The sequence below is a fragment of the Pseudomonas sp. ADAK7 genome, assembly GCF_012935675.1.
GTDB lineage: Bacteria > Pseudomonadota > Gammaproteobacteria > Pseudomonadales > Pseudomonadaceae > Aquipseudomonas.
Genome location: NZ_CP052861.1, coordinates 5,509,757 through 5,523,100, shown reverse-complemented (window position 1 = coordinate 5,523,100; position 13,344 = coordinate 5,509,757). Strand labels below are relative to the sequence as shown.

Here is a 13,344-nt window from a genome sequence, read left to right as displayed (position 1 = left end):
CACTACCTCGACATCCGGGAGTAGCGCGCCCCGTTTTGATCTGGTAAGTTCGCCCGCTTGCAGCCGCAGGGCCGGCAGGTGTCGGTGATGGAGCAATCCTGCGCAATGGATTACAAGAGTAGAGGCGGTCCATTTCATGCCCACCCAAGCAAAGCAGCAAAACCAGTCGATCAGCGGCTTCGAACCCTACAAAGAAGTTAAGGGCGAGGAGTACATGGGCAAGCCCATGCGCGCTCACTTCACCAAGATCCTGAACAAGTGGAAACAGGACTTGATGCAGGAAGTCGACCGTACGGTTGATCACATGAAAGACGAAGCGGCCAACTTCCCTGACCCGGCAGATCGTGCCAGCCAGGAAGAAGAATTCAGCCTTGAATTGCGCGCCCGTGACCGTGAGCGCAAGTTGATCAAGAAGATCGACAAGACGCTGCAATTGATCGAAGACGAAGAATATGGCTGGTGCGAGTCCTGCGGCGTCGAGATCGGCGTCAAGCGACTGGAAGCCCGCCCTACCGCCGACATGTGCGTTGACTGCAAGACCCTGGCGGAAATCAAGGAAAAGCAAGTCGGCAAGTAATCTCGACTTGAACGAAAAACGGAGCGTGCGAACGCTCCGTTTTTGTTTCTGATGTTTTTTGGCTTTAAATACTGCCCATGACTGCCATCGCCTCCTCCCCCTACATCGGCCGCTTTGCCCCCACGCCCAGCGGCCATTTGCACTTCGGCTCGCTGGTCGCCGCGTTGGCCTCGTACCTTGACGCCCGTTCAGTGGGCGGCCGCTGGTTGATGCGCATGGAAGACCTCGACCCGCCACGGGAAGAACCCGGCGCCCAGGCTGCCATCCTCAAGGCCCTGGAAAGCTACGGTTTCGAGTGGGACGGCGAACTGGTGCGCCAGAGTGATCGCCACGACGCCTATGCCGAAGTGCTCAATCGCCTGTTCAACCATGGCCTGGCCTACGCCTGCACCTGTTCGCGCAAGCAATTGGAGCCGTACCACGGCATTTATCCGGGCCTGTGCCGCAACGCCGGGCACGGCACCGAAGACGCGGCCATTCGCCTGCGGGTGCCGGAGCTGGAATACCACTTCATCGACCGGGTGCAAGGCGAGTTCCGCCAGCACCTGGGCCGGGAAGTCGGCGACTTCGTGATTCGCCGCCGCGACGGGCTCTACGCCTATCAACTGGCCGTGGTACTCGATGACGCTTGGCAAGGCATCACCGATATCGTGCGTGGCGCCGACCTGCTCGATTCCACGCCACGCCAGCTCTACCTGCAAGAACTGCTCGGCCTGCGCCAACCCCGGTACTTGCACGTGCCGCTGATCATCCAGCCGGATGGCAACAAACTCGGCAAATCCTACCGCTCACCGCCATTGGCTGAAGATCAGGCCACGCCATTGTTACTGCGGGCACTGCGGGCGCTGGGACAGAATCCGGGCAGCGAACTGGTTTACGCCACGCCACGGGAAGTACTGGATTGGGGCATCGCCCACTGGGATGCATCGAAGATCCCGCGCACACTGACCCTGCCCGAAGCGCAACTGCAGTGATGGCACTTGCAGTCGCGCCGCCATCCGTTACCATCGCCGCACGTTTTCGGGCACGCGCATAAAAAAGAGAGGCCGGGATGTACATCTATCGCTTGGTCCTGCTTCTGGTCGTGGGGATCTACCTGTTCTCCCCAGCCATCATGGATTGGTGGATCGACGCCACTGGCGCCTGGTATCGCCCGTACCTGCTCTGGCTGATTCTGATCGTCGTGACCTTCATCCTGCAGAGCCAAAAAGATGCCGATGAGCTTTAGCCTCACCCAGATGCTGCTGATCAGCGCCGCCTACCTGGCTGCGTTGTTCGGCGTCGCCTGGATCAGTGAGCGCGGAATGATTCCGCGGGCGATCATTCGCCATCCATTGACCTACACCCTGTCGCTGGGGGTTTACGCCAGTGCGTGGGCGTTTTATGGCACGGTCGGCCTGGCCTATCAGTACGGCTACGGTTTTCTTTCCAGTTATCTTGGGGTCTCCGGCGCATTTTTGCTGGCACCGGTGTTGCTGTACCCGATCCTGAAGATCACCCGCACCTATCAACTGTCGTCGCTGGCGGACTTGTTCGCTTTTCGCTTCCGCAGCACCTGGGCCGGCGCGCTGACCACGATTTTCATGCTGATCGGCGTGCTGCCGCTGTTGGCATTGCAGATTCAGGCCGTGGCCGACTCCATCGGCATCCTCACCCGCGAGCCGGTGCAGCATCGCGTGGCCCTGAGTTTCTGCGCGCTGATTACCCTGTTCACGATCTTCTTTGGTTCGCGGCACATTGCGACGCGGGAGAAACATGAAGGCCTGGTGTTCGCGATTGCCTTTGAATCGGTGATCAAGCTGATCGCCATCGGCGGCGTTGGCTTGTACGCGTTGTACGGGGTGTTTGACGGCCCGCAACAGCTCGAACTGTGGCTGCTGCAAAACCAGACCGCCCTCGCCGCCCTGCACACGCCGCTGCAAGAAGGCCCGTGGCGCACGCTGTTGCTGGTGTTCTTCGCCTCGGCGATCGTGATGCCGCACATGTACCACATGACCTTTACCGAAAACCTCAACCCACGCTCGCTGGTCAGCGCGAGTTGGGGCTTGCCGCTGTTCTTGCTGCTGATGAGCCTGGCAGTGCCGCTGATTCTCTGGGCCGGACTGAAACTCGGCGCCACCACCAACCCGGAATACTTCACCCTCGGCATCGGCATCGCCGCCAACAGCAAGGCCCTGGCGCTATTGGCGTATGTCGGCGGACTGTCGGCAGCCAGCGGTTTGATCATCGTCACCACCCTGGCGCTGTCCGGGATGGCGCTCAACCATTTGGTGTTGCCGCTGTATCAGCCGCCGGCCGAAGGCAATATCTACCGTTGGCTGAAGTGGACCCGCCGGGCGCTGATCGTTGCGATCATCATGGCCGGCTATGGTTTCTACTTGCTGCTGGGCGCGGAGCAGGACCTGGCCAACCTCGGTATCGTCGCCTTCGTCGCCACGTTGCAATTCCTGCCGGGCGTGTTGTCGGTGCTGTACTGGCCGACCGCCAACCGCCGCGGTTTCATCGCCGGTTTGCTGGCGGGGATTCTGGTGTGGCTGGTGACCATGTTGATGCCGCTGGTGGGCAATCTGCAGGGTTTCTACATTCCGCTGCTGAACATGATCTACGTGCTGGACGACACCAGTTGGCACATGGCGGCGATTGCTTCGCTGGCTGCCAACGTTTTGATGTTCACCCTGATTTCGCTGTTCACCAACGCTAGCCCGGAAGAAGCCAGCGCCGCCGAAGCCTGCGCCGTGGACAACGTTCGTCGCCCGCAACGCCGGGAGTTGCACGCCGCCTCGCCTCAGGAATTCGCCACGCAACTGGCCAAACCCTTGGGTGCCAAGGCTGCGCAGAAAGAAGTTGAGCAAGCCCTGCGCGATCTCTATTTGCCATTCGACGAGCGCCGGCCTTACGCCTTGCGCCGTTTGCGTGACCGCATCGAAGCCAACCTCTCCGGCCTGATGGGGCCGAGCGTCGCCCAGGACATGGTCGAAACCTTCCTGCCTTATAAGGCCGGTGGCGAAAACTATGTGACGGAAGACATCCACTTCATCGAAAGCCGTCTCGAGGATTACCACTCGCGCCTCACCGGCCTGGCGGCTGAACTCGATGCCCTGCGCCGTTACCACCGCCAGACCTTGCAGGAACTGCCGATGGGCGTCTGCTCCCTGGCCAAGGATCAAGAGATCCTGATGTGGAACAAAGCCATGGAAGAGCTGACCGGGATTGCTGCGCAGCGTGTGGTCGGTTCGCGCTTGAGCACTATTGGCGATCCGTGGAAAGAATTGCTCCAAGGCTTTATCAACCTGCCCGACGAGCACTTGCACAAACAGCACCTGGCCCTCGATGGCCAGACCCGCTGGCTGAACCTGCACAAAGCGGCGATTGATGAACCGCTGGCGCCGGGCAACAGTGGTTTGGTATTGCTGGTGGAAGACCTGACCGAAACCCAGATGCTCGAAGACAAACTGGTGCACTCCGAGCGGCTGGCGAGCATCGGTCGACTGGCGGCGGGCGTGGCCCATGAAATCGGCAATCCGATCACCGGCATCGCCTGCCTCGCACAGAACCTGCGCGAAGAGCGCGAGGAAGATGCCGAGCTGACGGAAATCAGCGGGCAGATTCTGGAGCAGACCAAACGCGTGTCGCGGATCGTCCAGTCATTGATGAGCTTCGCCCACGCTGGCAGCCATCAACACAGCGATGAGCCCGTCTGTCTGGCCGAAGTGGCCCAGGATGCCATCGGCTTGCTGGCCCTGAACCGACGCAATTTCGAAGTACAGTTCTACAACCTGTGCGACCCCGATCACTGGGTCGAAGGCGATCCCCAGCGGCTGGCCCAGGTGTTGATCAACCTGCTCTCCAACGCCCGCGACGCCTCGCCGCCGCACAGTGCGGTACGGGTCAAAAGCGAAGCCGGCGAACACACGGTCGATCTGATCGTGGAAGACGAAGGCAGCGGTATTCCGAAGAACATCATGGACAGATTGTTCGAACCTTTCTTCACCACCAAGGATCCTGGCGAAGGCACCGGTCTGGGCCTTGCACTGGTCTATTCCATCGTTGAAGAGCATTATGGACAAATCACCATCGACAGCCCGGCTGATGTTCAAAGCCAACGCGGTACCCGTATCCGGGTGACATTACCGCGTCATGTCGAAGCGACGTCCGCTGTGAACTGAGACCGTCGAGAGTATCGAATCAATGCCGCACATTTTGATCGTCGAAGACGAAACAATTATCCGCTCCGCCTTGCGCCGCCTGCTGGAACGTAATCAGTATCAGGTCAGCGAAGCCGGATCCGTGCAGGAAGCACAAGAGCGTTTCAGCATTCCCACGTTTGACCTGATCGTCAGTGACCTGCGCCTGCCTGGCGCCCCGGGCACTGAACTGATCAAACTCGGTCAGGGCACTCCGGTGCTGATCATGACCAGCTACGCCAGCCTGCGTTCGGCCGTCGATTCCATGAAGATGGGCGCGGTGGATTACATCGCCAAGCCTTTCGATCACGATGAGATGCTCCAGGCTGTCGCACGCATCCTGCGTGATCGCCAGTCGGCGCCTGCCGCCGGTGAACCGGTGGTCGGCAAAGCCGCCAATGGCGCCGCAAAGCCGGGCGTCGATAACAGCAATGGCGAGATCGGCATCATCGGTTCCTGTCCGCCGATGCAGGACCTGTACAGCAAGATCCGCAAAGTCGCGCCCACCGATTCCAATGTCCTGATCCAGGGCGAGTCCGGTACCGGTAAAGAACTGGTGGCCCGCGCCCTGCACAATCTCTCCAAACGCGCCAAGGCACCGATGATTTCGGTGAACTGCGCGGCCATTCCGGAAAGCCTGATCGAGTCCGAACTGTTCGGCCACGAAAAAGGCGCGTTCACTGGCGCCAGCGCCGGGCGAGCCGGTTTGGTAGAAGCAGCCGACGGCGGCACCCTGTTCCTCGATGAAATCGGCGAACTGCCACTCGAAGCGCAGGCTCGCCTGCTGCGTGTGTTGCAGGAAGGCGAAATTCGTCGTGTCGGTTCGGTGCAATCGCAGAAAGTCGATGTACGCCTGATCGCCGCGACCCACCGGGACCTCAAGAGCCTGGCGAAAATCGGCCAGTTCCGTGAAGACCTTTATTACCGTCTCCACGTGATTGCCCTAAAACTGCCCGCTCTGCGCGAGCGCGGTGCCGACGTCAACGAAATCGCCGAGGCCTTCCTGAAGCGGCAGAGCGCGCGGGTCAACCGCACCGATCTGAAGTTTGCCCCGGACGCCGAGCAGGCGATTCGTCACTACACCTGGCCGGGCAACGTGCGCGAGCTGGAAAACGCGGTCGAACGCGCGGTGATCCTGTGCGAGAGCCCGGAAATTTCCGCCGAGCTGCTGGGGATCGACATCGAACTGAGCGATCTGGACGATGACGATTTCATCGGCCTGCCGCCACAACAGGGCAGCGCCGCCGGTAACAACAGCCATGAGCCGACCGAAGACCTGTCGCTGGAAGACTACTTCCAGCACTTCGTCCTCGAGCATCAGGACCACATGACCGAAACCGAACTGGCCCGCAAACTCGGGGTCAGCCGCAAATGCCTGTGGGAACGCCGCCAACGCCTGGGCATTCCACGGCGCAAGACCGGGGTGGCCAGCGAGAGCTGAACGTCACCTGTCCGGTGTGCGGGTAACACGTGATTTTGTGAAAAAACTGTTACCTCAGTCTTTTCACGTAACAGAAGCCGGGGCTTACGGTAACGAAGCCCCGGTTTTTTTGTGCCTTGAAAAACCTCGTTACGCGGCTTAACCCCTTGTTTTGCTGGGCTTCGCAAAAGTTGGCACGCACCCTGCTATATGTTTAGTACAAGAACAATAACAAGCAATGCACAAGACAATAAAAATAAGACGAATCGACTCACGCACAATAAAAACAAGACGGCGAGAGGCGCAGCTAACTGATTCTTTTGGAGAGGCGTTGTATTTGGGGCTTGCCCCACGACCAGGCCGAGAACAACAAAAACTGTCCTAAGACAGAGCCTGAACTGGTTGGATCGCAAGATCACTGCAACACAGCGACCAAAGCAATCCGTTTGCTCTTGGCTCCCGATTGGGAGGGTCATGAAGGAAAAACTTCATGGCGAGGGCACTTAACAAAAACAAAAAGCCCGAAACCAATAATAAAAATAGAGCATGCAACTACTTCTTGGGGAGCTTCGGCTCCCCTTGTAGTTTCTGCGATTTGATAAAAATACCCCGATTGCCCTTCGTTTCCCTTGTAGCTTGCGGCTTGCAGCTCATATCTGCTATGTCCTACACCATCCCCCGACTAAATGCTAGAATCCCGGCCCATCATGCGGTCATTCTTCGTTATGGCCGAACATTCCTTCAAACAGTGCATCCCATGCTGAAGAAGTTGTTCCAGTCATTCCGTTCGCCCAAGCGTCATACGCAACACATCCGCAGCACGCCTGAAGTGCTCAACAGCGGCCAACATTCGCTGCAGAAGGGGCAATTCAGCCGCTACGCGGTGAATATCGTCGAACGCCTGCAGAACGCCGGTTACCAGGCTTATCTGGTTGGCGGTTGCGTGCGTGACATGATGCTCGGCATCACGCCAAAAGATTTCGACGTCGCCACCAGTGCCACCCCAGAACAGGTACGGGCCGAATTCCGCAACGCGCGGATCATCGGTCGTCGCTTCAAACTGGTGCACATCCACTTCGGTCGCGAAATCATTGAAGTCGCGACCTTCCGCGCCAATCACCCGCAAAACGATGAAGAGGAAGACAGCAACCAGTCTTCCCGCAACGAGAGCGGGCGCATTCTGCGCGACAACGTCTACGGCACGTTGGAAGAAGACGCGCAACGCCGCGACTTCACCATCAACGCCTTGTATTACGATCCGGTCAGCGAGCGCATTCTCGACTACGCCAACGGCGTACACGACATCCGCAATCACCTGATCCGCCTGATCGGCGACCCGAAGCAACGCTACCAGGAAGACCCGGTACGGATGCTGCGGGCCGTGCGTTTCGCCGCCAAGCTGAATTTCGGTATCGAAAAACACAGCGCCGCGCCGATCCGTGACCTGGCGCCGATGCTGCGCGAGATTCCGTCTGCCCGCCTGTTCGAAGAAGTGCTCAAGCTGTTCCTTTCCGGCCATGCCGCGGACACCTTCGAGATGCTGGTCGACTTGCAGCTGTTTGATCCGCTGTTCCCGGCCAGTGCCGAGGCGTTGGAATACAACCCGACCTACACGCACACGCTGATCAGTGAAGCGCTGATCAACACCGACCTGCGGATCAAGCAGAACAAACCGGTGACCCCGGCGTTCCTGTTCGCCGCATTGCTGTGGCCTGCCCTGCCGGCACGCGTGTTGCGTCTGCAGGAACGCGGCATGCCGCCGATTCCGGCGATGCAGGAAGCGGCTCACGAGCTGATCGCCGAACAGTGCCAGCGCATTGCGATTCCGAAACGCTTCACCATGCCGATCCGCGAGATCTGGGACATGCAGGAACGCCTGCCACGCCGTAGCGGCAAGCGCGCCGACCTGTTGCTCGACAACCCGCGGTTCCGCGCCGGTTACGACTTCCTGCTGTTGCGCGAAAGCGCCGGCGAGCAGACCGATGGCCTGGGCGAATGGTGGACGGATTATCAGGACGCCAACGACAGCGAACGTCGCGACATGATCCGCGACCTCAGCGGCAAGGATGACGGCACCGGCGCCCCGCGCAAGCGTCGTCGCAGCGGTGGCGCCAAGCGCAAGCGCGCCGCCGGCGCCCCGAGCACTACGGGCGAGTAAGTCATGGAACGCATCTACATCGGCATGGGCAGCAATCTGGCTGACCCCGCCGAACAGTTGCGCAGCGCCGTCACGGCGCTGGCGCGGTTGCCTCAAACCGAGCTGATCGGGGTTTCCGGGTTTTATCAAAGCGACTCGTTGCTGCCCGGCCAGCCGCGCTACACCAACGCCATCGCCGCCCTCGACAGTGCCCTCGCGCCGCTGGAACTGCTCGATGCGCTGCAAGCCATCGAGAACGGCCAGGGCCGCGAGCGCCTTGAGCGTTGGGGGCCGCGCACGCTGGATCTCGACATCGTGCTGTTTGGTGATCGCCTGATCGAAGAACCTCGCCTCAAAGTCCCCCATTACCATCTGCAGGAACGCGCCTTCGTGCTGTATCCACTGGCCGAACTGGCGCCTGGGGATTTGCGCCTGGCGGATGGCCGATCACTCAGCGAATTGCTCGAAGCGTGCCCGTTTGTCGGGTTGGAACGCCTTCCCCAAACTGCACGCTAGTCCTCTGTAGGAGCAAAGCTTGCTCGCGATAACGGTCTGATATTCAGCCTCATGCTGACTGACCGAACGCAATCGCGAGCTAGCTTTGCTCCTACAGGCGTCTATTTCCCCCGGTAACACCCCCACCGTAACAACGCGGTAACACACACAATTGACTTCCCGAGTCCTCCTCACGACTATAGGCGTCCCGCTGCCGCCAACGCGGCGCTAAAGGGCGCAATCCAGGCCTTATAAGCACGACAAAAGACCGTGCGCCTGAGTAAATGAAGAATCACGCGCGTTACTCGCAGTAGTTTCCATAGCGCCTGAACGAGGATTTTTTACATGCCAGCCATCACCCTGACCACGCTCCAGAGCCTCAAGCAGAAAGGTGAAAAAATCACCATGCTGACCTGCTATGACGCGACCTTCGCCCACGCCTGCAATGAGGCCGGTGTCGAAGTGCTGCTGGTGGGCGACTCCCTCGGCATGGTCTTGCAAGGTCACGACAGCACCTTGCCAGTCACCACCGCGGAAATGGCCTACCACGTAGCGGCCGTCAAACGCGGCAACACCGACGCCCTGATCCTCGCCGACCTGCCGTTCATGGCCTACGCCACCACCGAACAAGCCATGACCAACAGCGCCCTGCTGATGCAGGCCGGTGCGCACATGATCAAGGTCGAAGGGGCATTGTGGCTGGCGGACTCGATCCGCCTGCTGGCCGAACGCGGTGTGCCTGTGTGTGCGCACATGGGCCTGACCCCGCAATCGGTGAACATCCTCGGTGGCTACAAAGTCCAGGGTCGCAGCGAGAACCAGGCGCGGCAGATGCGTGCTGACGCCATCGCTCTGGAACAGGCTGGCGCCGCCATGCTGCTGCTGGAATGCGTACCGAGCGAGCTGGCGCTGGAAATCACTCAAGCCGTCGGCATTCCGGTGATCGGCATTGGCGCTGGCAGCGGCACCGACGGCCAGGTCCTGGTGCTGCACGACATGCTCGGCCTGTCCATCACCGGCCGCGTGCCGAAGTTCGTGAAGAACTTCATGAATGGCCAGGCCAGCATTCACGCCGCCTTGAGCGCTTATGTCGCGGAAGTCAAAGCCGCCACTTTCCCAGGCATCGAACACGGATTCTCTGCATGAACACCGTCAAAACCGTCCGCGAACTGCGGGCTGCCGTGGCCCGTGCCCGCGGTGAAGGCAAGCGTATCGCCTTCGTACCGACCATGGGCAACCTGCACAGCGGCCACGTCGCGCTGATTACCAAAGCCTCCCAACGGGCGGACTTCGTGGTCGCGAGCATCTTCGTCAACCCGCTGCAGTTCGGCGCCGGCGAAGACCTCGACAAATACCCGCGCACCCTGGCGGCCGACCAGGAGAAACTGCTCCAGGCCGGTTGCCACTTGCTGTTCGCCCCGACCGTCGAAGAAATGTACCCCGACGGCATGGCCGGTCAGACCCGCGTCAGTGTTCCGCAATTGTCCGAAGGCCTGTGCGGCGCCAGCCGTCCGGGGCATTTCGAAGGTGTGGCGACGGTGGTCAGCAAGCTGTTCAACATGGTCCAGCCTGACCTGGCGGTCTTCGGCCAGAAAGACTTCCAGCAACTGGCGGTGATTCGCGCGCTGGTGCATGACCTGAACATGCCGATCCAGATCATCGGCGAACCGACCGTACGCGCCGCCGATGGCCTGGCGTTGTCGTCGCGCAACGGTTTTCTCAGCGAAGAACAGCGAGCAACTGCACCGGTGGTGTATCGCACGCTGGCGACGATTGCCGACGCCATTAAACAGGGTGAGCGCGATTATCCGGCGTTGATCGACGGGCAGGTTAAACAGCTCGAAGCGGCGGGATTGCGTAGCGATTACCTGGAAATCCGCCATGCCGTGACCTTGCGTCCGGCGACAGCGCAAGATCGAGACCTGGTGATTCTGGTGGCTGCGTTCCTCGGCACCACGCGGTTGATCGACAACTTGCACTTGAATCTCGACGCATCCTGACATCGCAGAAACCTGTAGGAGCGAAGCTTGCTCGCGAAGACGTCATATCTGTCGATGGAGATGTCGAACGTGACGGCCTCTTCGCGGGCAAGCCTCGCTCCTACCCGTTACTGCGCGGCTTAGCGTTGTATTGCTGCCCCTCAAGCCTTCGGGCAATATGCCCGCCGTTCGATTCCGACCTGGGAAACACTCATGCACGCCATCATGCTCAAGGCCAAGCTGCACCGCGCCGAAGTCACCCACGCAGTTCTCGATTACGAAGGTTCTTGCGCCATCGACGGCGAATGGCTGGACCTGTCCGGCATCCGTGAATACGAACAGATCCAGATCTATAACGTCGACAACGGCGAACGCTTCACCACCTACGCGATTCGTGGCGAAGAAGGTTCGCGAATGATCTCGGTCAACGGTGCCGCAGCGCACAAAGCCAAGGTCGGCGACCGGGTGATCATTTGCGCCTATGCCCACTACAGCGAAGCCGAACTGCTCAATTTCAAGCCGCGCATGCTCTACATGGCGCCGGGCAATGAGCTGAGCCACACCAGCAATGCCATTCCGGTCCAGGTCGCCTGATCTGGCCATTCTGCCCGGCAGCCATCCGTCTGTCGGGGCGTTTGCTGTTTCAATGTTAAAAAAGTACAGAAAACGAGTCATACAAAGCGAAGACAGAACCACACGCGAGGTTTACTGTTACCGCCCTGCGCTATTTAATCGTGTCCACGCAGATTGACCGGATGTAGCCCACCCAGTGGTCGAGACATTCCGGGATCTTCAGTGTCTTAAAGGCAGTTCAAGCAAAAGGAAAATCGCAGCGATGGCGTACTACCGCACTCCTCATGACGTTACCGCTCTGCCCGCCTGGCAAGCGTTGAAAGAACACCGCCAAGCCATGCAGGATTTCAGCATGCGCGAAGCATTCAATGCCGACCCGCAGCGCTTTACTCAATTCACCCTTAGCAGTTGCGGTCTGTTTCTCGATTATTCGAAGAACCTGATCAACGCCGAGACCCGCAATCTGCTGGTGGGCCTGGCCAACGAAGTCGACCTCAAGGGCGCGATCAAGGCGCTGTTCGACGGCGAAATCGTCAACTCCTCCGAAGGCCGCCCGGCGCTGCACACTGCCTTGCGTCGTCCGGTGGGCGACAAGTTGTCGGTCAACGGCGTCAACGTGATGCCGGAAGTTCACAAAGTGCTGAACCAGATCACCGACCTCGTGGGCCGCATTCACGACGGTCTGTGGCGCGGTTACACCGAGAAGCCGATCACTGACGTGGTGAACATCGGCATCGGCGGCTCGTTCCTCGGCCCTGAGCTGGTCTCCGAAGCGTTACTGTCCTACGCCCAGAAAGGCGTGCGTTGCCATTACCTGGCGAACATCGACGGCAGTGAGTTCCACGAACTGACCATGAAGCTGCGCGCCGAGACCACGCTGTTTATCGTCTCGTCGAAATCCTTCAACACCCTCGAAACCCTGAAGAATGCCCAGGCCGCACGCGCCTGGTACCTGGCCCAGGGTGGTTCGGAAGCCGAGCTGTATCGTCACTTCATCGCCGTATCCAGCAACAATGCTGCGGCCGTGGCGTTCGGTATCCGTGAAGAGAACATCTTCCCGATGTGGGACTGGGTCGGCGGGCGTTACTCGCTGTGGTCGGCCATTGGTTTGCCGATTGCCCTGGCCATCGGCATGTCGAACTTCAAGGAGCTGCTGTCCGGTGCCTACACCATGGACCAGCATTTCCAGAGCGCACCGTTCGAACAGAACATGCCGGTGCTGCTGGCGTTGCTCGGCGTCTGGTACGGCAACTTCTGGGGCGCGCAAAGCCACGCGATCCTGCCGTACGACCACTACCTGCGCAACATCACCAAGCACTTGCAACAGCTGGACATGGAATCCAACGGCAAGAGCGTGCGCCAGGACGGCACGCCAGTGTCCACCGATACCGGTCCGGTGATCTGGGGCGGCGTCGGCTGCAACGGTCAGCACGCCTACCACCAGTTGCTGCACCAAGGCACCCAGCTGATCCCGGCCGACTTCATCGTGCCAATCGTCAGCTTCAACCCGGTGTCCGACCACCACCAGTGGCTGTACGCCAACTGCCTGTCCCAAAGCCAGGCCCTGATGCTCGGCAAGACCCTTGCCGAAGCTGAAACCGAGCTGCGCGACAAGGGCTTGAGCGAGGAAGAAGTGCACAAGATCGCCCCGCACAAGGTGATCCCGGGCAACCGTCCGAGCAACACCCTGGTGGTCGAGCGCATCAGCCCGCGTCGTCTCGGCGCGCTGGTGGCGTTGTATGAGCACAAAGTCTTCGTGCAAAGCGTGGTCTGGGGCATCAACGCCTTCGACCAGTGGGGCGTGGAGCTGGGTAAAGAGCTGGGCAAAGGCGTTTACAACCGCCTGGTCGGCAGCGAAGAAACCCCGGCTGACGATGCTTCGACACAAGGCCTGATCAACTACTTCCGCGGTCGTCACCGCGGCTAACGGCCTGAATCCTGTAGGAGCGAAGCCTGCTTCGCGAGCAAGCTTCGCTCCT

11 protein-coding genes are annotated in these 13,344 nt (G+C 60.0%); all 11 read left to right on the top strand.

What is annotated here, in order from left to right; translation table 11 throughout:
- Positions 1-136 precede the first annotated feature (136 nt).
- The 11 genes from dksA to pgi all read left to right on the top strand — a co-directional run bounded on the left by dksA (position 137) and on the right by pgi (position 13,292).
- A complete protein-coding gene (gene dksA / locus HKK53_RS25390; protein ID WP_007902025.1) occupies positions 137-577 on the top strand; it encodes an RNA polymerase-binding protein DksA in 441 nt (146 codons plus the stop codon).
- 77 nt (positions 578-654) lie between these two features.
- Positions 655-1,551 carry a tRNA glutamyl-Q(34) synthetase GluQRS gene (gene gluQRS / locus HKK53_RS25385; protein WP_169373044.1) on the top strand — a complete coding sequence of 299 codons (897 nt, stop codon included), beginning with the start codon at positions 655-657 and terminating at the stop codon, positions 1,549-1,551.
- 77 nt (positions 1,552-1,628) lie between these two features.
- Positions 1,629-1,805, top strand: coding sequence for a hypothetical protein (locus HKK53_RS25380; RefSeq protein WP_003176118.1), 177 nt, complete (start codon positions 1,629-1,631; stop codon positions 1,803-1,805).
- Entirely contained in the window at positions 1,789-4,743 is a 2,955-nt protein-coding gene (locus HKK53_RS25375) for a sensor histidine kinase (protein ID WP_169373043.1), read from the top strand. The genes HKK53_RS25380 and HKK53_RS25375 overlap by 17 nt, the downstream gene beginning before the upstream one ends.
- 22 nt (positions 4,744-4,765) lie before the next feature.
- Positions 4,766-6,202, top strand: coding sequence for a sigma-54-dependent transcriptional regulator (locus tag HKK53_RS25370; protein ID WP_169373042.1), 1,437 nt, complete (start codon positions 4,766-4,768; stop codon positions 6,200-6,202).
- A gap of 736 nt (positions 6,203-6,938) precedes the next feature.
- On the top strand, positions 6,939-8,339 hold the full coding sequence (locus HKK53_RS25365) for a polynucleotide adenylyltransferase PcnB (protein ID WP_054616641.1): 1,401 nt from the start codon (positions 6,939-6,941) through the stop codon (positions 8,337-8,339).
- A gap of 3 nt (positions 8,340-8,342) precedes the next feature.
- On the top strand, positions 8,343-8,834 hold the full coding sequence (gene folK / locus HKK53_RS25360; protein WP_169373041.1) for a 2-amino-4-hydroxy-6-hydroxymethyldihydropteridine diphosphokinase: 492 nt from the start codon (positions 8,343-8,345) through the stop codon (positions 8,832-8,834).
- A gap of 324 nt (positions 8,835-9,158) precedes the next feature.
- Positions 9,159-9,959: a 3-methyl-2-oxobutanoate hydroxymethyltransferase gene (gene panB / locus HKK53_RS25355; protein WP_169373040.1), complete on the top strand. Its 801-nt coding sequence runs from the start codon at positions 9,159-9,161 to the stop codon at positions 9,957-9,959.
- Positions 9,956-10,813, top strand: a complete 858-nt coding sequence (gene panC, locus HKK53_RS25350) for a pantoate--beta-alanine ligase (RefSeq protein WP_169373039.1) — start codon at positions 9,956-9,958, stop codon at positions 10,811-10,813. Before panB ends, panC begins: the two co-directional genes overlap by 4 nt.
- A 192-nt stretch (positions 10,814-11,005) precedes the next feature.
- Positions 11,006-11,386 (top strand): aspartate 1-decarboxylase, encoded by a 381-nt coding sequence (gene panD / locus HKK53_RS25345; RefSeq protein ID WP_003228271.1) that lies wholly within the window; start codon positions 11,006-11,008, stop codon positions 11,384-11,386.
- 241 nt (positions 11,387-11,627) lie between these two features.
- Complete coding sequence (gene pgi, locus HKK53_RS25340; protein ID WP_169373038.1) at positions 11,628-13,292, top strand: glucose-6-phosphate isomerase; 1,665 nt, start codon at positions 11,628-11,630, stop codon at positions 13,290-13,292.
- Positions 13,293-13,344 lie beyond the last annotated feature (52 nt).